Source organism: Pseudomonas sp. S3_B11, assembly GCF_054667715.1.
This window is the reverse complement of record NZ_CP162749.1, coordinates 6,394,063-6,414,168: the sequence shown is the minus strand read 5'-3', so window position 1 is coordinate 6,414,168 and position 20,106 is coordinate 6,394,063. Positions and strand designations below refer to the sequence as shown.

General features: G+C 62.6%; 26 protein-coding genes. 19 read left to right on the top strand and 7 right to left on the bottom strand.

Features of this window, described 5'->3' with window-relative positions; genetic code table 11:
- Positions 1-187: 187 nt before the first annotated feature.
- From gshB to AB4O22_RS28735, 7 genes are all read left to right on the top strand, one after another.
- Positions 188-1,141 carry a glutathione synthase gene (gshB, locus tag AB4O22_RS28765; RefSeq protein WP_223472137.1) on the top strand — a complete coding sequence of 318 codons (954 nt, stop codon included), beginning with the start codon at positions 188-190 and terminating at the stop codon, positions 1,139-1,141.
- 76 nt (positions 1,142-1,217) lie between these two features.
- Complete coding sequence (locus AB4O22_RS28760; protein WP_003206470.1) at positions 1,218-2,114, top strand: energy transducer TonB; 897 nt, start codon at positions 1,218-1,220, stop codon at positions 2,112-2,114.
- Positions 2,115-2,322: 208 nt separating this feature from the next.
- Positions 2,323-2,892, top strand: a complete 570-nt coding sequence (locus tag AB4O22_RS28755; protein ID WP_123350591.1) for a YqgE/AlgH family protein — start codon at positions 2,323-2,325, stop codon at positions 2,890-2,892.
- Positions 2,892-3,329: a Holliday junction resolvase RuvX gene (gene ruvX, locus AB4O22_RS28750; RefSeq protein WP_460097697.1), complete on the top strand. Its 438-nt coding sequence runs from the start codon at positions 2,892-2,894 to the stop codon at positions 3,327-3,329. The genes AB4O22_RS28755 and ruvX overlap by 1 nt, the downstream gene beginning before the upstream one ends.
- A gap of 84 nt (positions 3,330-3,413) precedes the next feature.
- Positions 3,414-3,920 carry a bifunctional pyr operon transcriptional regulator/uracil phosphoribosyltransferase PyrR gene (gene pyrR / locus AB4O22_RS28745; protein ID WP_003206474.1) on the top strand — a complete coding sequence of 169 codons (507 nt, stop codon included), beginning with the start codon at positions 3,414-3,416 and terminating at the stop codon, positions 3,918-3,920.
- A 24-nt stretch (positions 3,921-3,944) separates the two neighbouring features.
- Positions 3,945-4,949, top strand: a complete 1,005-nt coding sequence (locus AB4O22_RS28740) for an aspartate carbamoyltransferase catalytic subunit (RefSeq protein ID WP_003177495.1) — start codon at positions 3,945-3,947, stop codon at positions 4,947-4,949.
- Entirely contained in the window at positions 4,946-6,217 is a 1,272-nt protein-coding gene (locus tag AB4O22_RS28735) for a dihydroorotase (protein WP_460097695.1), read from the top strand. The genes AB4O22_RS28740 and AB4O22_RS28735 overlap by 4 nt, the downstream gene beginning before the upstream one ends.
- Positions 6,218-6,340: 123 nt before the next feature.
- Here the strand turns inward: AB4O22_RS28735 and AB4O22_RS28730 are convergent, their stop codons facing one another.
- Positions 6,341-6,769 carry an NINE protein gene (locus AB4O22_RS28730; RefSeq protein ID WP_003206477.1) on the bottom strand — a complete coding sequence of 143 codons (429 nt, stop codon included), beginning with the start codon at positions 6,767-6,769 and terminating at the stop codon, positions 6,341-6,343.
- Positions 6,770-7,018: 249 nt separating this feature from the next.
- Here AB4O22_RS28730 and AB4O22_RS28725 point away from each other — a divergent pair, with 249 nt between their 5' ends.
- The gene (locus tag AB4O22_RS28725; RefSeq protein ID WP_223472135.1) at positions 7,019-7,630 is read left to right on the top strand and encodes a C40 family peptidase; all 612 of its coding nucleotides are present in this window, start codon (positions 7,019-7,021) and stop codon (positions 7,628-7,630) included.
- 128 nt (positions 7,631-7,758) lie between these two features.
- Here the strand turns inward: AB4O22_RS28725 and AB4O22_RS28720 are convergent, their stop codons facing one another.
- Positions 7,759-8,793 (bottom strand): type IV pilus twitching motility protein PilT, encoded by a 1,035-nt coding sequence (locus AB4O22_RS28720; RefSeq protein WP_003206482.1) that lies wholly within the window; start codon positions 8,791-8,793, stop codon positions 7,759-7,761.
- A gap of 53 nt (positions 8,794-8,846) precedes the next feature.
- Between AB4O22_RS28720 and AB4O22_RS28715 the strand changes: the two genes are divergently transcribed.
- The 10 genes from AB4O22_RS28715 (at position 8,847) to AB4O22_RS28670 (ending at position 15,838) form a co-directional block, all read left to right on the top strand.
- Positions 8,847-9,533: a YggS family pyridoxal phosphate-dependent enzyme gene (locus AB4O22_RS28715; RefSeq protein ID WP_003206483.1), complete on the top strand. Its 687-nt coding sequence runs from the start codon at positions 8,847-8,849 to the stop codon at positions 9,531-9,533.
- 35 nt (positions 9,534-9,568) lie between these two features.
- A complete protein-coding gene (gene proC / locus AB4O22_RS28710; RefSeq protein WP_013694466.1) occupies positions 9,569-10,387 on the top strand; it encodes a pyrroline-5-carboxylate reductase in 819 nt (272 codons plus the stop codon).
- 10 nt (positions 10,388-10,397) lie between these two features.
- Positions 10,398-10,988 (top strand): YggT family protein, encoded by a 591-nt coding sequence (locus tag AB4O22_RS28705; RefSeq protein WP_223472134.1) that lies wholly within the window; start codon positions 10,398-10,400, stop codon positions 10,986-10,988.
- 5 nt (positions 10,989-10,993) lie between these two features.
- Positions 10,994-11,287, top strand: coding sequence for a DUF167 domain-containing protein (locus AB4O22_RS28700; RefSeq protein ID WP_223472133.1), 294 nt, complete (start codon positions 10,994-10,996; stop codon positions 11,285-11,287).
- A gap of 190 nt (positions 11,288-11,477) precedes the next feature.
- The gene (metX, locus tag AB4O22_RS28695) at positions 11,478-12,617 is read left to right on the top strand and encodes a homoserine O-succinyltransferase MetX (protein ID WP_003206490.1); all 1,140 of its coding nucleotides are present in this window, start codon (positions 11,478-11,480) and stop codon (positions 12,615-12,617) included.
- A gap of 7 nt (positions 12,618-12,624) precedes the next feature.
- Positions 12,625-13,245 carry a methionine biosynthesis protein MetW gene (gene metW, locus AB4O22_RS28690; protein ID WP_003206492.1) on the top strand — a complete coding sequence of 207 codons (621 nt, stop codon included), beginning with the start codon at positions 12,625-12,627 and terminating at the stop codon, positions 13,243-13,245.
- A gap of 27 nt (positions 13,246-13,272) precedes the next feature.
- The gene (locus AB4O22_RS28685) at positions 13,273-13,707 is read left to right on the top strand and encodes a DUF4426 domain-containing protein (protein ID WP_053163545.1); all 435 of its coding nucleotides are present in this window, start codon (positions 13,273-13,275) and stop codon (positions 13,705-13,707) included.
- Positions 13,704-14,300, top strand: coding sequence for an RdgB/HAM1 family non-canonical purine NTP pyrophosphatase (gene rdgB / locus AB4O22_RS28680; RefSeq protein ID WP_013694468.1), 597 nt, complete (start codon positions 13,704-13,706; stop codon positions 14,298-14,300). The genes AB4O22_RS28685 and rdgB overlap by 4 nt, the downstream gene beginning before the upstream one ends.
- The gene (gene hemW, locus AB4O22_RS28675) at positions 14,297-15,496 is read left to right on the top strand and encodes a radical SAM family heme chaperone HemW (RefSeq protein WP_460097693.1); all 1,200 of its coding nucleotides are present in this window, start codon (positions 14,297-14,299) and stop codon (positions 15,494-15,496) included. The genes rdgB and hemW overlap by 4 nt, the downstream gene beginning before the upstream one ends.
- 18 nt (positions 15,497-15,514) lie before the next feature.
- Complete coding sequence (locus AB4O22_RS28670) at positions 15,515-15,838, top strand: DUF3392 domain-containing protein (RefSeq protein WP_003177482.1); 324 nt, start codon at positions 15,515-15,517, stop codon at positions 15,836-15,838.
- A gap of 141 nt (positions 15,839-15,979) precedes the next feature.
- Here the strand turns inward: AB4O22_RS28670 and trmB are convergent, their stop codons facing one another.
- From trmB to AB4O22_RS28650, 4 genes are all read right to left on the bottom strand, one after another.
- Positions 15,980-16,705, bottom strand: coding sequence for a tRNA (guanosine(46)-N7)-methyltransferase TrmB (gene trmB / locus AB4O22_RS28665; protein WP_223472132.1), 726 nt, complete (start codon positions 16,703-16,705; stop codon positions 15,980-15,982).
- Between the two features lie 9 nt (positions 16,706-16,714).
- On the bottom strand, positions 16,715-17,509 hold the full coding sequence (locus AB4O22_RS28660; protein ID WP_003177480.1) for a thiazole synthase: 795 nt from the start codon (positions 17,507-17,509) through the stop codon (positions 16,715-16,717).
- A gap of 54 nt (positions 17,510-17,563) precedes the next feature.
- On the bottom strand, positions 17,564-17,764 hold the full coding sequence (gene thiS / locus AB4O22_RS28655; protein ID WP_018609493.1) for a sulfur carrier protein ThiS: 201 nt from the start codon (positions 17,762-17,764) through the stop codon (positions 17,564-17,566).
- A gap of 90 nt (positions 17,765-17,854) precedes the next feature.
- Entirely contained in the window at positions 17,855-18,226 is a 372-nt protein-coding gene (locus AB4O22_RS28650; protein ID WP_460097691.1) for a DUF423 domain-containing protein, read from the bottom strand.
- Positions 18,227-18,299: 73 nt separating this feature from the next.
- Here AB4O22_RS28650 and mtgA point away from each other — a divergent pair, with 73 nt between their 5' ends.
- On the top strand, positions 18,300-19,022 hold the full coding sequence (gene mtgA, locus AB4O22_RS28645; protein WP_028237457.1) for a monofunctional biosynthetic peptidoglycan transglycosylase: 723 nt from the start codon (positions 18,300-18,302) through the stop codon (positions 19,020-19,022).
- A 182-nt stretch (positions 19,023-19,204) separates the two neighbouring features.
- Here mtgA and rpoH read toward each other — a convergent pair whose 3' ends face one another.
- Positions 19,205-20,059, bottom strand: coding sequence for an RNA polymerase sigma factor RpoH (rpoH, locus tag AB4O22_RS28640; RefSeq protein WP_003177476.1), 855 nt, complete (start codon positions 20,057-20,059; stop codon positions 19,205-19,207).
- Between the last annotated feature and the right edge of the window lie 47 nt (positions 20,060-20,106).

The window sequence follows — 20,106 nt, the reverse complement described above, 5'->3', positions numbered from 1 at the left end:
CGACAGCGCAAACCCTTGATGTTCAAGGCCCGCACGTCACATGGCAGCCTTTTTAGCACAGTCTCCATCGCCGATCTATCGGCCGCTCGGCGCGGTGGTTTTTCCTTGACCGCCAATCTTCCGGGCGCCACTCTGACGCCACTTTTTCACGCCAATATGTGCCCATCACATTTCGAGGAACCAAGCCATGAGCGTACGCGTCGGCATTGTCATGGACCCTATCGCCAGCATTTCCTATAAAAAGGATAGCTCGCTGGCCATGCTGCTGGCCGCTCAGAAGCGCGGCTGGGAGCTGTTCTACATGGAACAGCGCGACCTCTACCAGGCCGAAGGCCAGGCTCGGGCGCGGATGAAACCGTTGAAAGTCTTCGCCAACCCCGAGAAGTGGTTTGAGCTGGGCACCGAGAGCGACGCGCTGCTGAGCGACCTGGACGTGATCCTGATGCGCAAGGACCCGCCGTTCGACATGGAGTTCGTGTACTCCACCTACCTGCTGGAACAGGCTGAAAACGCTGGCGTGCTGGTGGTCAACAAGTCCCAGAGCCTGCGCGACTGCAACGAAAAGCTGTTCGCCACGCTGTTCCCGCAATGCACGCCGCCGACCATCGTCAGCCGTCGCCCGGACGTGTTGCGCGAATTTGCCGACCATCACGGCGACGTGATCCTCAAGCCTCTGGACGGCATGGGCGGCTCCTCGATCTTCCGGCACACCGCTGGCCACCCGAACCTCTCGGTGATCCTGGAAACCCTGACCTTGCACGGCAAGCAGCAGATCATGATCCAGGGTTACCTGCCGGCCATCGTCGATGGCGACAAACGCATCCTGATGATCGACGGCGAACCGGTGGACTATTGCCTGGCGCGCATCCCGGCAGCCGGCGAAACCCGCGGCAACCTGGCGGCTGGCGGGCGCGGCGAGGCGCGGCCGTTGACCGACAAGGATCGCTGGATCGCCGCCCAGGTCGGCCCGACCCTGCGCGAAAAAGGCCTGCTGTTCGTGGGCCTGGACGTAATCGGCGAGCACCTGACGGAGATCAACGTCACCAGCCCGACCTGCATCCGCGAAATCGACAATGCCTTTGGCACCGACATCGGTGGCATGCTGATGGATGCCATCGATCAGAAGCTCAAGGCTCGTTGATCCAGATCTGCTGAAGGAAACCCACATTGCGTTATCATGCCCGGCCTGAAAAAAACGCGATGTTGGTTTCCTTGTCATGACACTCCCGTCCGATCTGCCCCAAGAGCTCGCCCATCGTAGCGTGCGCCCGGCTGATCGCCTCGGTTTTACCCTGTTCCTGGCGGCGTTGATCCACCTGGCCCTGCTGCTGGGCGTCGGTTTTGCCACGGTCGAGCCCAAGCAGATCAGCCAGACCCTGGAAATCACCCTGGCCACCTTCAAGAGCGAGACCAAGCCCAAGAAGGCCGACTTCCTCGCCCAGGAAAACCAGCAAGGCAGCGGCACCCTGGAAAAAAAGGCGATCCCCAAGACCACCGAGATCGCGCCGTTCCAGGACAATACGGTGCAGAAAGTCACCCCGCCGCCAGCGGCCAAGCCCGAAGTGCAGGAGACGGCGCCCAAGGCAGCCGTGACCACCGTGGCGCCGAAGCCGAAAAAGGCCCCGGTCAAGGAAGAGGTCAAGCCTGATCCCAAACCCAAGGCCCCCGAACCCACCTTCGACAGCTCACAGTTGTCCAGCGACATCGCCAGCCTGGAAGCCGAACTGGCCCAGGAACAACAGCTCTACGCCAAGCGCCCGCGCATCCACCGCCTGAGCGCCGCCTCGACCATGCGCGACAAGGGCGCCTGGTACAAGGACGAGTGGCGCAAGAAGGTCGAGCGCATCGGCAACCTCAACTACCCCGACGAAGCCCGGCGCAAACAGATCTACGGCAACCTGCGGCTAATGGTCTCGATCAACCGTGACGGCTCGCTGTATGAAGTGCTGGTGCTCGAGTCTTCCGGCCAGCCGCTGCTGGACCAGGCGGCCCAACGGATCGTACGCCTGGCCGCACCGTTCGCGCCGTTTACCGGGGACTTGTCGGACATCGACCGGCTGGAAATCATCCGCACCTGGAAGTTCGCCCGCGGCGACAAGCTCTCCAGTAACTGAACCGCCGCCGAGCCCTGCAGGCTCACCCCAGATCGAATGTGGGAGCAAGGCTTGCCCGCGATGAAAACACCGCAGTCTCTTGAGGACCGCAGCGCCTGGATCGCGAGCAAGCTTTGCTCCCACACAGCTCGCTCCCACAGGGGATTGGTGACAGTCTCAGGCATTTCCCGGCTTGTCAGTTCGCCCCCGCCCCGCCACACTAGCGCCTATGAAAAACGTCAGCCCCACCTACCTCAAGCATCACTTCCTGATTGCCATGCCGCACATGGCCGATCCGAATTTTGCCCACACCTTGACCTACATCGTCGAGCACACGGCCAATGGGGCCATGGGGCTGGTAATCAATCGCCCGCAGGAGTTGAACCTGGCGGACATCCTGGAGCAGTTGCGCCCCGAAGTGGAACCGCCACTCTTGTGCCAGCATGTGCCGATTTTCATCGGCGGCCCGGTGCAGACCGACCGCGGTTTCGTGCTCCATCCGTCGGGCCCCAAATACCAGGCCACCGTGGATCTGGACGGGGTGTCGCTGTCCACCTCCCAGGACGTGCTGTTCGCCATCGCCGACGGCGTCGGCCCTGAGAAAAGCCTGATCGCCCTCGGCTATGCCGGTTGGGAACCCGGGCAACTGGAAGCCGAACTGGCCGACAACGCCTGGCTGACCTGCCCGTTCGACGCCGACATCCTGTTCAACACCAGCAGCGAATTGCGCCTGGAAGCGGCGGCCAGCCGGTTGGGGATCAACCTCAGCCTGCTCACCAGCCAGGCAGGACACGCCTGATGGCCCTGCGCTTGCTGCTGGGCTTCGATTACGGCACCAAACAGATCGGCGTAGCGGTCGGCCAGGTCATTACCGGCCAGGCCCGCGAGTTGTGCACCTTGAAGGCGCAGAATGGCGTTCCGGACTGGAACCAGGTCGAAGCGCTGATCAAGGAGTGGAAACCCGATGCCGTGGTGGTCGGCCTGCCGCTGAACATGGACGGCACGCCCAGTGACATGTGCCTGCGCGCCGAGAAATTCGCCCGCCGGCTCAATGGCCGCTACAACCTGCCCTTCTATACCCATGACGAGCGCCTGACCACCTTCGAGGCCAAGGGCGAGCGCCTGGTACGCGGCGGGCAGAAAGGCAGTTACCGCGACAACCCGGTGGACGCCATCGCCGCCGCCCTGTTGCTGCAAGGCTGGCTCGACGCCAACGCCTCCCTGTTCGAAACCTGATTTTTTGAAAGCGCCGCCAAGGCGCTTTCTCTTAGCGATAGACCGCGCCATTCACCACCGGCCCGGGAACCTGAAGGAGCCAGCATGAGCCTGCCCAATCCTGCCGAACTGATCAGCCAGATGGCGATTCGTCTCAAGGCACACCTGGAACACCGCGGCATCAGCGACCCGCGCTACATCGGTATTCGCACCGGTGGCGTCTGGGTCGCCCAGGCCTTGCTCGAAGCGCTGGGCAGCCAATCGCCATTGGGCACCCTGGACGTGTCCTTCTACCGCGACGACTTCAGCCAGAACGGCCTGCACCCACAAGTGCGCCCCTCAGCCCTGCCGTTCGAGATCGAAGGCCAGCATCTGGTGCTGATCGACGACGTGCTGATGAGTGGCCGGACCATCCGCGCCGCCATGAACGAACTGTTCGACTACGGCCGCCCGGCCAGCGTGACACTGGTGTGCCTGCTGGACCTGGACGCCGCCGAGCTGCCGATCCGGCCGAATGTGGTCGGTGCGACGCTGACGCTGGCCGCCCACGAGCGGGTCAAGCTCTCCGGCCCGTCGCCGCTGCAACTCGAACTGCAAGACCTTGCCCTTTAACTGCCCTTGTAAGAGTCCATCGCGATGACGCCTCTCGAAACCAAGCGCCCGCTGCAGCTCAACGATCAGGGCCAGCTGCGGCACTTCCTGTCCCTCGACGGCCTGCGCCGCGAGCTGCTGACGGAAATCCTCGACACTGCCGACTCGTTTCTCGAAGTCGGTGCCCGGGCGGTGAAGAAAGTCCCGTTGCTGCGCGGCAAGACCGTGTGCAACGTGTTCTTCGAAAACTCCACCCGCACCCGCACCACCTTCGAACTGGCAGCCCAGCGGCTGTCGGCGGACGTGATTACCCTCAACGTGTCCACGTCCTCGGCGAGCAAGGGTGAAACCCTGCTCGACACCCTGCGCAACCTCGAAGCCATGGCCGCCGATATGTTCGTCGTGCGCCACGGCGACTCCGGCGCGGCGCACTTCATTGCCGAACACGTCTGCCCGCAAGTGGCAATCATCAACGGCGGCGACGGCCGTCACGCCCACCCGACCCAGGGCATGCTGGACATGCTGACCATCCGTCGGCACAAGGGCAGCTTCGAAAACCTGTCGGTGGCCATCGTCGGTGACATCCTGCACTCGCGGGTGGCCCGTTCGAACATGTTGGCTCTCAAGACCCTCGGCTGCCCGGACATCCGCGTCATCGCGCCGAAGACCCTGCTGCCCATCGGCGTCGAGCAATACGGCGTGAAGGTCTACACCGACATGACCGAAGGCCTCAAGGATGTGGACGTGGTGATCATGCTGCGCCTGCAACGCGAGCGCATGACCGGCGGCCTGCTGCCCAGCGAAGGCGAGTTCTACCGCCTGTTCGGCCTGACCACCGCACGCCTGGCCGGGGCCAAGCCGGACGCTATCGTCATGCACCCGGGCCCGATCAACCGCGGCGTGGAGATCGAGTCGGCGGTGGCCGACGGGCCGCACTCGGTGATTCTCAACCAGGTGACTTACGGCATCGCCATCCGCATGGCCGTGCTGTCCATGGCCATGAGCGGGCAAACGGCCCAGCGCCAATTCGACCAGGAGAACGCCCAGTGAAGCTCAGCATTCTCGGCGCACGCGTGATCGATCCAGCCAGTGGCCTGGATCAAGTGACTGATATCCATATCGATGCCTGCAAGATCGTCGCCCTTGGCGCGGCACCGACCGGTTTCGTCGCGGTCGAGACCCTCGACGCCCAAGGCCTGGTGGCCGCTCCCGGCCTGGTGGACCTGAACGTCGCCCTGCGCGAACCGGGCTACAGCCGCAAAGGCAGTATCGTCAGCGAAACCCGGGCCGCCGCTGCCGGTGGCGTGACCAGCCTGTGCTGCCCGCCGCAGACCAAACCGGTGCTGGACACCTCGGCCGTGGCCGAACTGATCCTCGACCGTGCCCGCGAGGCCGGCAACACCAAGGTCTTCCCGATTGGCGCACTGAGCAAGGGCCTGGACGGCGAGCAACTGGCCGAACTCATCGCCCTGCGTGACGCCGGTTGCGTGGCGTTCGGCAACGGCCTGAACAGTTTCCGCAACACCCGTACCCTGTGCCGCGCCCTGGAATACGCGGCGACCTTTGGCCTGACGGTGATCTTCAACTCCCAGGACCACGACCTGGCCGAAGGTGGCCTGGCCCACGAAGGCCCGACCGCCAGCTTCCTCGGCCTGCCGGGCATCCCGGAAACCGCCGAGACCGTGGCCCTGGCCCGGGACCTGCTGTTGGTGGAACAAAGCGGCGTGCGCGCCCACTTCAGCCAGTTGACCAGTGCTCGCGGCGCGGCACTGATCGCCCAGGCCCAGGCCCGCGGCTTGCCGGTGACCGCCGATGTGGCGCTGTACCAGTTGATCCTGACCGACGAAGCGCTGATCGATTTCAACAGCGTCTACCACGTCCAGCCGCCACTGCGCACCCGCGCCGACCGCGATGGCCTGCGTGAGGCGGTGAAGTCCGGGGTGATTTCGGCCATCTCCAGCCATCACCAACCCCATGAACGCGATGCCAAGCTGGCACCGTTCGGCGCCACCGAGCCGGGAATCAGCAGCGTCGAACTGCTGCTGCCGCTGGCCTTGACGCTGGTGGAAGACGGTCTGCTGGACCTGCCGACCCTGCTGGCGCGCCTGAGCGCCGGCCCGGCCCAGGCGCTGCAACTGCCGGCGGGGAAACTCGCGGTTGGCGCCGCGGCGGACCTGGTGCTGTTCGACCCCGCCGCCACCACCGTGGCCGGTGAAGCCTGGCGTTCCAAGGGTGACAACTGCCCGTTCCTCGGCCATAGCCTGCCGGGGGTGGTGCGTTACACCCTGATGGATGGGCGGATCACCCACCAGGCCTGACAAACTGCGTCGCTCTCATCGCGAGCAAGTTCGCTCCCACAGGGATCTTTGGTGAACACATGCCTCGTGAACACCTCGATCCAGTGTGGGAGCGAACTTGCTCGCGATGCAGGCGACCCTGTCTTACTGAAAAGCCCCACGCTTCTGCGCATTACGAATCGACACCTGATCATTCAGCGTCCAGAAGTCATACAGAACCCCCAGGAAAAACACCCCGCCGGTCAGCAGGTAGAGAATCCCGCTGAGCCATTTGCCCTGGTACATGCGGTGTACGCCCAGCACCCCGAGAAACGTCAACAGAATCCACGCCACGCTGTATTCGATAGGCCCCGGGGTGAAACGCAGGTCCGCTTCGCGATCCATGGCCGGAATCAGGAACAAGTCGATCAGCCAGCCAATGCCCAGCAGGCCGAAGGTGAAGAACCAGATCGTGCCCGTGACCGGCTTGCCGTAATAGAAACGATGGGCACCGGTGAAACCGAAAATCCACAGCAGATACCCAATGACCTTGCTGTGAGTATCGCGGATTGCATCCTGCTGATAGCTGTTCATGAATGGCCTCTTTTGCCTCGATAGATAAATTTTTTCGGAGTTTTTGTGACTTTTTCGTGTCCAGCCGACAAGCGGTCCTCGGCGACTCGAGCCGGCGAAAGCCCCGTGGTATAGGGGTTCTGTCAGACAATCAGGTCAATTTGTCGCATTTTGCTGGGTTTTGCGCTGCGTTTCGAATCGACAAACGGCCTCGGAAACGCAAAAAAAGCTGTTATAAAGTTGCGCGCTAACCTTTAAGAGCCTTGCCTAATGCGTCCATTTTTCAAGACATGGCTAACCATTTGCCTATTATTGCCACTGGCCGCCCACGCCACCAATCGTGAGCAACGTCTTCCCAACGTCAACGGCTATACCCCGAAATCCCATGTTTCTGCTTCCTTGAGCAAGAACAAGCCAGGCGCCCAGCGCGTGAGCACAGCCAACAGCAAGCTGGTCCCGCCGATGGCGACCAAAGCGAGCAGCAATGTGTTGAGCCGCGCCGTGAATGTACTCGGCACACCTTATCGTTGGGGCGGCAGTAGCCCAAGTAAAGGTTTCGATTGCAGCGGACTGGTGAAATACGCCTTCAATGACGCCACCTTCGACCTTCCGCGCACCTCCAACGCCATGGCCGCCGGTCATGGCGAGAAAGTCGAGCGCAAGGACCTCAAGCCCGGCGACCTGATCTTCTTCAAGCTCAAGAGCCGCCGGGTCAACCACGTGGCCATCTACCTGGGCAACGACCGCTTCATCCACGCCCCGCGGCGTGGCAAGTCGGTGAGCATCGACACCTTGAACAAGCCGTACTGGGACACTCACTACGTGGTGGCCAAGCGCGTGCTGCCGAAAGAGCCGGGTGCGATGCGCGTGGTTCAGCGCTGATTCCGGCACTTTTGCTGTAGCTGATGACCTCATCGCTAGCAAGCTCGCTCCCACACTGGATTTCCATTCGCTGAAAGTCCTGTGGGAGCGAGCTTGCTCGCGATGAGGCCTGCAAAAGCAGCACCCCTCTAGAAGTTATCCGGCGTACGCGCCCGCTCCCGCGCATGTTCGCGGCTGATCAGCCCCTTGTTCACCAAGTCCTTCAGGCACATGTCCAGCGTCTGCATCCCCAGCGAACCGCCGGTCTGGATGGCCGAGTACATCTGCGCCACCTTGTCTTCGCGGATCAGGTTCCGGATGGCCGAGGTACCCAGCATGATTTCATGCGCCGCGATCCGGCCGCCGCCGATTTTCTTGACCAGCGTCTGGGAAATCACCGCCTGCAACGATTCCGACAACATCGAGCGAACCATGGACTTCTCGTCACCAGGGAACACGTCCACCACCCGGTCGATGGTCTTGGCCGCCGACGTGGTGTGCAGGGTGCCGAACACCAGGTGCCCGGTTTCCGCGGCGGTCAGCGCCAGGCGAATGGTTTCAAGGTCGCGCATCTCCCCCACCAGGATCACGTCCGGGTCCTCCCGCAGGGCCGAACGCAGGGCCGTGGAGAAACCCTGGGTGTCGCGGTGCACCTCACGCTGGTTGATCAGGCATTTGCGCGGTTCGTGAACGAATTCGATAGGGTCTTCGATGGTGAGGATGTGATGGTGCTTGTGGCTGTTCAAGTAATCGATCATGGCCGCCAGGGTGGTGGATTTGCCTGACCCGGTCGGCCCGGTCACCAACACCAGCCCACGAGGCGCCTCGGTCACTTTGCGAAACACCTCGCCCATCCCCAGGTCTTCCATGGTCAGGACTTTCGACGGAATGGTCCGAAACACCGCCCCCGCACCGCGATTCTGGTTGAAAGCGTTGACCCGGAACCGCGCGACGCCCGGTACCTCGAAAGAAAAGTCAGTCTCCAGAAACTTTTCGTAATCTACTCGTTGCCGGTCGTTCATGATGTCGTAGATCAGTTCATGGACCTGCTTGTGGTCCAGTGCCGGCAGGTTGATGCGCCTGACATCGCCATCGACGCGGATCATCGGAGGCAGCCCGGCGGACAGGTGCAGGTCCGACGCGCCCTGCTTGGCGCTGAACGCCAGTAACTCAGTGATATCCATAGCGCTCCTCAATTCCAGTAGAATGCCGCGAACCTCACCGCTGGCGCTTCTTTATGTCCACGATAGCAGACAACATCGCTCAGGTTAGTTCGCGCATCCGCGCTGCGGAGCAGGCCGCCCAGCGTGCCGAACACAGTGTCAAACTGCTGGCCGTGAGCAAGACCAAACCCGTCCAGGCCCTGCGCGAAGCCTATGCTGCCGGCCTGCGGGACTTCGGCGAGAACTACCTGCAAGAAGCCTTGGGCAAACAGCTCGAACTGACCGACCTGCCCTTGATCTGGCACTTCATCGGCCCCATTCAATCGAACAAGACGCGCGCTATCGCCGAACATTTCGACTGGGTGCATTCCGTGGATCGCTTGAAAATTGCACAGCGCCTGTCCGAGCAGCGCCCGGCCGACTTGCCACCGCTGAATATCTGCATTCAGGTCAACGTCAGCGGTGAAGCCAGCAAATCCGGCTGCACCCCGGCGGACCTGCCCGCCCTGGCCAACGCCATCAGCGCCCTGCCCCGCCTGAAACTGCGCGGGTTGATGGCGATTCCCGAACCCACCGAAGACCGCGCCGCCCAGGACGCCGCCTTCGCCGCCGTTGAACGCCTGCAAGCCAGCCTGGCGCTACCGCTGGACACCCTTTCCATGGGCATGAGCCACGACCTTGAGTCGGCCATTGCCCAGGGCGCCACCTGGGTGCGCATCGGTACTGCCCTGTTTGGTGCCCGCGACTACGGTCAATCCTGAAACATGGCCGACTCATCTCTTTATAAGGACCTGTCATGAGCAACACGCGTATTGCCTTCATCGGCGCCGGCAACATGGCCGCCAGCCTGATCGGCGGCCTGCGGGCCAAGGGCCTGGACGCTTCCCTGATCCGCGCCAGCGATCCGGGCGAAGAGACCCGTACCCGGGTGAGCGCCGAACACGGTATCGAAACCTTCGCCGACAACGCCCAGGCCATCGACGGCGCGGACGTCATCGTGCTGGCGGTCAAGCCGCAGGCGATGAAAACCGTCTGCGCGGCCCTGCGCCCAAGTCTCAAGCCTCATCAACTGGTGGTGTCGATTGCCGCCGGCATCACGTGCGCCAGCATGAACAACTGGCTCGGCGAGCAGCCGATCGTACGCTGCATGCCCAACACCCCGGCACTGCTGCGCCAGGGCGTCAGCGGCCTGTTCGCCACTTCCCAAGTGTCCGCTGCACAACGCCAGCAGGCCGAAGAACTGCTGTCGGCTGTCGGCCTGGCACTGTGGCTGGACACCGAACAGCAACTGGACGCCGTCACCGCCGTCTCCGGCTCGGGCCCGGCGTACTTCTTCCTGCTGATCGAAGCCATGACCGCCGCCGGCGAGAAACTCGGCCTGCCCCGGGAAACCGCCGCCAGGCTGACCTTGCAGACCGCCCTCGGTGCCGCACACATGGCGGTGTCCAGCGACGTCGATGCCGCCGAGCTGCGCCGCCGCGTGACCTCGCCGGCCGGCACCACCGAAGCGGCCATCAAATCGTTCCAGGCCGGGGGCTTCGAAGCCCTGGTGGAAAAAGCACTCGGCGCCGCCGCGCACCGCTCGGCCGAAATGGCCGAACAACTGGGCCAATAAGGAGCCATTCATGATTGGATTGAACACTGCAGCGGTCTACGTGCTGCAAACCCTCGGCAGCATGTACCTGCTGATCGTGCTGCTGCGCTTCGTGCTGCAACTGGTGCGCGCCAACTTCTACAACCCACTGTGCCAGTTCATCGTCAAGGCCACCCAGCCACTGCTCAAGCCGCTGCGTCGGATCATCCCGAGCCTGTTCGGCCTGGACATGTCGTCGCTGGTCCTGGCGATCCTCGTGCAACTGGCGCTGATGGCCCTGACCCTGCTGCTGACCTACGGCACCACCGGCAACCCGCTGCAACTGCTGATCTGGTCGCTCATTGGCGTGACCGCGCTGTTCCTGAAGATTTTCTTCTTCGCCATGATCATCAGCGTGATCCTGTCGTGGGTCGCACCGAGCAGCCATAACCCGGGCGCCGAACTGGTGAACCAGATCTGCGAGCCGGCCCTGGCGCCGTTCCGCCGCATCCTGCCGAACCTCGGCGGTCTGGATATCTCGCCGATCCTGGCGTTCATGGTGCTCAAGCTGATCGACATGCTAGTGATCAACAACCTGGCGGCGATAACCATGATGCCGGAAATCCTGCGCCTGCTGATCTGACTCACGTGAGCTACTTTCGCTGGGATGGCGACGACCTGATCCTGGAGTGTCACCTGCAACCGGCAGCCCGCAGCGATGATTTCGCCGGGCTGCACGGTGACCGCCTGAAGATCCGCCTCACTGCCCCACCGGTCGAGGGCAAGGCCAACGCGTACCTGATGGCGTTCCTGGCCAAGGCGTTTGGCGTGTCCAAGAGCCAGGTCAGCCTGGTCAGCGGCGAATTGAACCGGCAGAAACGGGTGCGCATCCATTTGCCGAAGAAACTGCCGGAGTTGCCGGGTCTCGTCCCCCGCCAATGAGCGTTCCCACGCTCCACGTGGAAATGCATCCTGTGACGCTCTGCGTCACACCCTGAGCGGAACGCGGAGCGTCCCTGGCAGCATTCCCACGCAAAGCGTGGGAATGATCGGTGCGGTCTATGATTTCCTTGGTTGCCGCCTGCCACAGCGGTCTTTAGACTTACGCCTCATTTCAACGCGAGCAGGGTCGATGCCAGCTGCCTTTCCCCCCGATTCCGTTGGTCTGGTGACGCCGCAAATGGCGCATTTCAGCGAGCCCCTGGCCCTGGCCTGCGGCCGTTCGTTGCCAGCCTATGACCTGATCTACGAAACCTACGGCACCCTCAATGCCACGGCGAGCAATGCCGTGCTGATTTGCCATGCCTTGTCGGGGCACCACCACGCCGCCGGCTACCACAGCATCGACGACCGCAAGCCCGGTTGGTGGGACAGCTGCATCGGCCCGGGCAAGCCCATCGATACCAGCAAGTTCTTCGTGGTCAGTCTGAACAACCTGGGCGGCTGCAACGGTTCCACCGGCCCCAGCAGCCTCAACCCGGACACCGGCAAACCTTTCGGCGCCGATTTTCCGGTGCTGACCGTGGAAGACTGGGTCCACAGCCAGGCGCGCCTGGCCGACCGCCTCGGGATCGGCCAGTGGGCAGCCGTGATCGGTGGCAGCCTGGGAGGCATGCAGGCCCTGCAATGGACCATCACCTACCCGGACCGCGTGCGCCACTGCCTGGCAATCGCCTCGGCGCCCAAGCTGTCGGCACAGAACATCGCCTTCAACGAAGTGGCGCGCCAGGCGATCCTCACCGACCCGGAGTTCCATGGCGGCTCGTTCCAGGAACACGGCGTGATCCCCAAGCGCGGGCTGATGCTGGCGCGGATGGTCGGGCACATCACCTACCTGTCCGACGACTCCATGGGCGAGAAATTCGGCCGTGGCCTCAAGAGCGAAAAGCTCAACTACGACTTCCACAGCGTCGAGTTCCAGGTCGAAAGCTACCTGCGTTATCAGGGTGAAGAGTTCTCCGGGCGTTTCGACGCCAACACGTACCTGTTGATGACCAAGGCACTGGACTACTTCGATCCGGCGGCGAACTTCGACGATAACCTGGCGAAAACCTTCGCCAACGCCACCGCCAAGTTCTGCGTGATGTCGTTCACCACCGACTGGCGCTTCTCCCCGGCGCGTTCGCGGGAGCTGGTGGACGCGCTGATGGCCGCGCGCAAGGACGTCTGCTACCTGGAAATCGACGCACCCCAGGGTCACGACGCCTTTTTGATCCCGATCCCGCGCTACCTGCAGGCGTTCGGCAACTACATGAACCGTATAACGCTGTGAGGACGCCATGAGAGCCGATCTGGAAATCATCCAGGAATGGATCCCCGCCGGCAGCCGCGTGCTCGACCTGGGCTGCGGCAACGGCGAACTGCTGACCTGGCTGCGGGACAACAAGCAAGTCAGCGGCTACGGCCTGGAAAACGACCCGGACAACATTGCCGAGTGCGTCGCCAAAGGCATCAACGTCATTGAGCAGGACCTGGACAAGGGCCTGGGCAACTTCGCCAGCAACAGCTTCGACATCGTGGTCATGACCCAGGCGTTGCAAGCGGTGCACTACCCGGACAAGATCCTCGACGAAATGCTGCGGGTCGGACGCCAGTGCATCATCACCTTCCCCAACTTCGGCCACTGGCGTTGCCGCTGGTACCTGGCGAGCAAGGGCCGCATGCCGGTTTCGGAGTTCCTGCCCTACACCTGGTACAACACGCCGAACATCCACTTCTGCACCTTCGAGGATTTCGAGGCGCTGTGCCGCGAGCGTGAAGCCAAGGTCATCGATCGCCTGGCCGTGGACCAACAGCACCGCCACGGGTGGGCCAGCAAGCTATGGCCTAATCTGTTAGGTGAGATAGGCATCTATCGGGTCAGCAGCCCAGGCCTTACCGATTACCAGGTCGCGGTGTAAGCCCCCCGGCCTTACCAGGAGCACGACATGAACCGTCTAGCGTTGTTTCTCATCACCGCTTGCCTGAGCGTTGGCGCCATGGCCGCCGACGTTATCAAGGGCGAGCGCAAGGAAGTGTTCGGTGATATCACCGTGCACTACAACACCTTCAACTCCACCTTCCTGACACCGGACATCGCCAAGGCCGCCGAGCTGATTCGCAGCAAGCAGCAAGGCGTGATCAACATCTCGGTGCTCAAGGATGGCAAGCCCTTGATGGCCCAGGTCAGCGGCACGGTGAAAGACCTCACCAGCCAGAGCGTCCCGCTGCAATTCAAGCAGGTGAGCGAGCCAGGCGCGATCTACTACATCGCCCAGTATCCGGTGGATCAACAGGAAGTCCGGACCTTCGAAATCAAGGTGCAAACCGGCGACAAGATCAACACCATCAACTTCAACCAGGAACTGTTCCCGGGCCAATGATCAACTTCACCCAACTCGTACTGGCCAGCCACAACGCCGGCAAACTCAAGGAACTGCAAGCCATGCTCGGCGGGTCGGTGCAGTTGCGCTCGATTGGCGAGTTCAGCCAGGTGGAACCGGAAGAGACCGGCCTGTCGTTCGTCGAGAACGCCATCCTCAAGGCCCGCAATGCCGCACGCATCTCGGGCCTGCCAGCGCTGGCCGACGATTCCGGGCTGGCCGTGGACTTCCTGGGCGGCGCGCCAGGCATTTACTCGGCCCGCTACGCCGATGGCAAAGGTGACGCGGCGAACAACGCCAAGCTGCTCGACGCCCTCAAGGACGTGCCCGAAGCCGAGCGCGGCGCTCAGTTCGTGTGTGTGCTGGCCCTGGTCCGCCATGCCGATGACCCATTGCCGATCCTCTGCGAAGGCCTGTGGCACGGGCGCATTCTCACCGAAGCCAGCGGCGAGCACGGTTTTGGCTATGACCCGTTGTTCTGGGTGCCGGAGCGCAATTGCTCCAGCGCCGAGCTGGGGCCGGTGGAAAAGAATCAACTGAGCCACCGCGCCCGCGCCATGGCCCTGCTGCGTCAACGCCTGGGCCTGCAATGATCGACGACACTCCCGCACCGCTGATCCATGGCGGTGTACAAACACCTCGGGCGCCACTGCCAGTGCTGCCGCCCCTGGCGTTGTACGTCCACATCCCGTGGTGCGTGCGCAAATGCCCGTATTGCGACTTCAACTCCCACACCGCCAGCCCGCAGTTGCCGGAAGAGGAATATGTCGACGCCTTGCTGGCCGACCTCGACCAGGATCTGCACGCGGTTCATGGTCGCCCGTTGAGCTCGATCTTTTTCGGTGGCGGCACCCCGAGCCTGTTCAGCGCCCAAGCCTTGGGGCGATTGCTCAAGGGTGTGGAAGCGCGGATACCGTTCGCCCAGGACATTGAAATCACCCTGGAAGCCAACCCCGGCACCTTCGAGCAGGAAAAATTCGTCGCTTACCGGGCCTTGGGCATCAATCGCCTGTCCATCGGTATCCAGAGTTTCCAGCAGGTCAAGCTCGAGGCCCTGGGCCGGATCCACAACGGCGACGAGGCGGTGCGCGCCGCCGACATGGCTCGCCAGGCCGGTTTCGATAATTTCAACCTGGACCTGATGCATGGGCTGCCCGACCAGTCCCTGGAAGACGCCTTGAGCGACCTGCGCCAGGCCATCGCCTTGAAGCCGACGCATTTGTCCTGGTACCAGCTGACGCTGGAGCCGAACACGGTGTTCTGGAACCAGCCGCCGACATTGCCCGAAGACGACACGCTGTGGGACATCCAGGAAGCCGGGCAAGCCTTGCTGGCCGAACACGGCTACGCCCAATACGAAGTCTCGGCCTACGCCCAACCCGGCCGGGCGGCGCGGCATAACCTCAACTACTGGAGCTTCGGCGACTTCATCGGCATTGGTGCCGGCGCCCACGGCAAGCTCAGCCATCCGGACGGGCGCATCGTGCGCACCTGGAAGACCCGCCTGCCCAAGGACTACCTCAACCCGGCCAAGAGCTTCCAGGCCGGCGAGAAAACCCTGGCCAACGAAGAGCTGCCGTTCGAGTTCCTGATGAACGCCCTGCGCCTGACCGCGGGCGTGGAAGCGCGGCTGTACCCGGAGCGCACCGGGCTGCCCCTGCAAAGCCTGGCCGAAGGCCGGCGCGAGGCCGAACAAAGCGGGTTGTTGCAGGTCGAACCGACACGTCTGGCGGCTACCGAGCGCGGACAGCTGTTTCTCAACGACTTGCTGCAGACATTTCTGAGCTGATCAAAACAAGGAAATCGAATGGATCTGGTACTCGACCTGCTGGCCACCGTGTCCCGCTGGAGCCGCAGCAACCTGTCGGAGATCTCCCTGGCATTGGTAGGTTGCCTGTTGGTGCTGTTTGGTGCCGACATCAAGGGCTGGGTCGAACAACGCCTGGGCAGCATCGCTGGCGCCTTGCGCGTCCCGCTGATCGCCCTGCTGTGCATGATCGGCAGCGGCGCGGCACTGATCTACGCCACGCCGTGGGTCGTTCGGGGCTTGAGCCAGTTCAACAACTACAGCCTGGCGCCGGTGTTGTTGGTGGTGCTGGTGTTGATAGGCGTAGTCGCGGATCGGCGCTGACCCGGTCACCTGAAACAACTGTGGGAGCGAGCTTGCTCGCGATGAGGCCATAACATCCAACATCAAGGTTGACTGTTATGCCGCTATCGCGAGCAAGCTCGCTCCCACAGGGGATCCCATTTCAGCAGGATCTTCGGGTGCTTACGCCACCTTCTCGAACTTCAAATCCCAAACCCCGTGCCCAAGGCGTTCGCCTCGGCGCTCGAACTTGGTGATCGGCCGTTCAGCCGGGCGTGGCACGCACTTGCCGTCTTCGGCCAGGTTGCGATAGCCCGGGGCGACGCTCATCACTTCCAGCATGTATTCGGCGTAGGGTTCCCAGTCGGTAGCCATGTGCAACACACCGCCGACCTTCAACTTGCTGCGCACCAGTTCAGCGAACGACGCCTGGACGATACGGCGCTTGTGGTGGCGGCTTTTGTGCCAAGGGTCCGGGAAGAACAGCATCAGCCGGTCGAGGCTGTTATCGGCCACGCAGCGACTGAGCACTTCGATGGCGTCGCAATCGTAGACCCGCAGGTTGGTCAGCCCTTGGGTCAGCACGCCATTGAGCAGTGCACCGACGCCCGGACGATGGACTTCCACCCCGATGAAATCCTGCTCCGGCGAGGCGGCGGCCATTTCCAGCAACGAATGACCCATGCCGAAGCCGATTTCCAGCGAGCGCGGGGCCGAGCGGCCGAAGACCTGGTCAAAATCCACCGGTGCATCGGCCAGCGGCAGGACAAACAGCGGCGCGCCCTGCTCCAGGCCGCGCTGCTGGCCTTCAGTCATGCGCCCGGCGCGCATCACGAAACTCTTGATGCGGCGGTGCTGGCGCTCTTCGCCTTCTTCCGGCAGGACCGGCGTGTCGTTCGATTCAGTCATCAATGGCTCTTACTTGATCAGACCATCCAGCGGCGAGGAGGCGCTGGCGTAAAGTTTTTTTGGCATGCGGCCGGCCAGGTACGCCAGGCGACCAGCGACGATGGCGTGCTTCATGGCTTCGGCCATGAGGATCGGCTGCTGGGCGTGGGCGATGGCCGAGTTCATCAGCACCGCTTCGCAACCCAGTTCCATGGCGATGGTGGCGTCGGAAGCGGTACCGACACCGGCATCCACCAACACCGGGATCTTGGCTTCTTCCAGGATGATCTGCAGGTTGTACGGGTTGCAGATCCCCAGGCCTGTGCCGATCAGGCCGGCCAGCGGCATGACCGCGATGCAGCCGATTTCCGCCAATTGACGGGCGATGATCGGGTCATCGCTGGTGTAGACCATCACGTCGAAGCCTTCCTTGACCAGGGTTTCAGCGGCCTTGAGGGTTTCGATCACGTTGGGGAACAAGGTTTTCTGGTCCGCCAGCACTTCCAGCTTCACCAGGTTGTGGCCGTCGAGCAGCTCACGGGCCAGGCGGCAGGTGCGCACGGCCTCGATAGCGTCGAAGCAACCGGCGGTGTTCGGCAGGATGGTGTAGCGGTCCGGCGGCAGGATATCCAGCAGGTTCGGTTCGCCCGGGTTCTGGCCGATGTTGGTCCGGCGCACAGCGACGGTCACGATTTCGGCGCCCGAGGCCTCGATGGCCAGGCGGGTTTCTTCCATGTCGCGATATTTGCCGGTGCCTACCAGCAAACGCGACTGGTAGGTACGACCGGCCAGGACGAAGGGCTTGTCGCTACGAACGATGCTCATGGGAAATCCTCTGTTGGGGTGAGGTTCTTGCGAAATGCTGCGAAACCGAGGCGACTAGCCGCCGCCAATGGCATGGACCACTTCGACGCTGTCGCCATCGTTCAACGTGGTTTCGGCGTGCTGGCTGCGCGGGACGATATCCAGATTGAGTTCCACCGCGACGCGGCGTCCGGTGAGTTCCAGACGGGTCAGCAGGGCCGCGACGGTTTCACCGTCGGGCAGATCAAGGGGTTCGCCGTTCAACTGAATGCGCATGCCGGATGCCGCCATCATTTTTAGGGGCTGGCATTCTAGCCCGATCAGTCTGGGCGACCCAAGCCATTCGTCATGAAATGGACCGCCCGGTCAGCCCAGCCGCCAGGCGGCAAGCCCCAGGCACACCCAGCCGATCAGGAACGCCACACCGCCCAACGGCGTGATGATGCCCAGCTTGCTGATGCCCGTGAGGGTCAGCAGATACAGGCTGCCGGAGAACAACAGGATGCCAACCACAAATGAAACCCCGGCCCAGGTGACGATGCGGCCGGGAATGTGCGTGGCCAGCAGCGCAACGCCCAGCAACGCCAGGGTGTGTACCAGTTGGTAGGTGACGCCGGTGTGGAAAATCGTCAGGTATTCGGCGCTCAGGCGGCTTTTCAGGGCATGGGCGGCAAATGCCCCCAGCGCCACGCCTGTGAAGCCGAAAAAAGCGGCCAGCATCAGAAAGCTACGCAGCATGAGAACTCCAGTCAGACTCGATGGACAGGGTCTGTATAATGGCCCGCTCGACGGGTTCGGCCAAGCCATCTCTATGCTGCGTTTATTATTTCGACGATTCCTTAAAGCCCTGCTCTGGTTCGCCGTTGGCAGCGTTGTGCTCGTGCTGTTGTTTCGGGTGGTACCGCCGCCGTTCACGGCGCTGATGATCGAGCGCAAGGTTGAATCCTGGTTCGGCGGCGAACCCATCGACCTGCAACGCACCTGGCAGCCTTGGGACCAGATCTCCGATAGCCTGAAAGTGGCGGTGATTGCTGGCGAAGACCAGAAATTCCCCGAGCACTGGGGCTTCGACATCGGCGCGATCCAGGCCGCGTTCGCCCACAATGGGCGTGGCGGTTCGATTCGCGGCGCCAGTACCCTCAGCCAGCAAGTGTCCAAGAACCTGTTCCTGTGGTCGGGCCGCAGCTGGCTGCGCAAGGGGCTGGAGGCCTGGTTCACCGCACTGATCGAAGTGTTCTGGCCCAAGCAGCGGATCCTTGAGGTGTACCTCAACAGTGTCGAGTGGGATGACGGCGTGTTCGGGGCCGAAGCCGCAGCGCGACATCATTTTCGCGTAGGCGCCGACGCCTTGTCCCGGCAACAGGCCAGCCTGCTGGCGGCGGTCTTGCCTAACCCGCGCAAATGGAGCGCCGGCCGGCCGAGCCCCTATGTGCTACGGCGGGCGGGCTGGATTCGTCAGCAGATGAGCCAGTTGGGGGGCGACAGTTATTTGCTGGAACTCAACAATTCGCGGCGAGCGCCTTGGGCCCAGTAGCTGCAACACTGAAGCCCCACCTGTGGGAGCGAGCTTGCTCGCGATAGCGGCGGGTCAGCCACATTGAAGTTGACTGATCTACCGCTATCGCGAGCAAGCTCGCTCCCACAGGGGATTGCAGCGCACAAACAAAAACGCCCCGATCATCACTGATCGGGGCGTTTTCATGACCGTTACCGCAGTCAGGCGGCGATCGACACCTTGAGCTTGTTCATCGCGCTCTTCTCAAGCTGACGAATCCGCTCGGCCGACACGTTGTACTTCTGCGCCAGGTCGTGCAGCGTGGCTTTTTCCTCAGCCAGCCAGCGCTGGTAGAGGATGTCGCGGCTGCGCTCGTCCAGCACTTCCAGGGCTTCGTGCAGGTTGGTGTTGGAGTTGTCGCTCCAGTCGGCGTCTTCCAGTTGACGCGCCGGGTCGTACCGGTGGTCTTCCAGGTAGTTGGCCGGCGATTGGAAAGCGCTGTCGTCGTCCGCTTCGGCGGCCGGGTCGAAGGCCATGTCATGGCCGGTCAGGCGACTTTCCATCTCGCGCACTTCCCGAGGCTCTACGCCCAGGCTTTCGGCGACACGGTGGACTTCTTCGTTGTTCAGCCAGGCCAGGCGCTTCTTCTGGCTGCGCAGGTTGAAGAACAGCTTGCGCTGGGCCTTGGTGGTCGCGACTTTCACGATGCGCCAGTTGCGCAGGATGAACTCGTGGATTTCCGCCTTGATCCAGTGCACCGCAAACGACACCAGGCGCACACCCATTTCCGGGTTGAAACGCTTGACCGCCTTCATCAGGCCGACGTTGCCTTCCTGGATCAGGTCGGCCTGGGCCAGCCCGTAGCCGGAATAGCTGCGAGCGATATGTACGACAAAACGCAGGTGGGCGAGCACCATCTGCCGAGCCGCCTCAAGATCCTGCTCATAATAGAGACTCTCGGCCAGTTCACGCTCCTGCTCGGGGGTCAGCAATGGAATGCTGTTGACCGTGTGCACATAGGCCTCCAGGTTCGCACCCGGGACCAGAGCATAAGCAGGTTGCAAAGAAGTGGTCATACGAAAAAACCTCCGACTCACATAACTCGTGCAGTTCAGCACTGCGA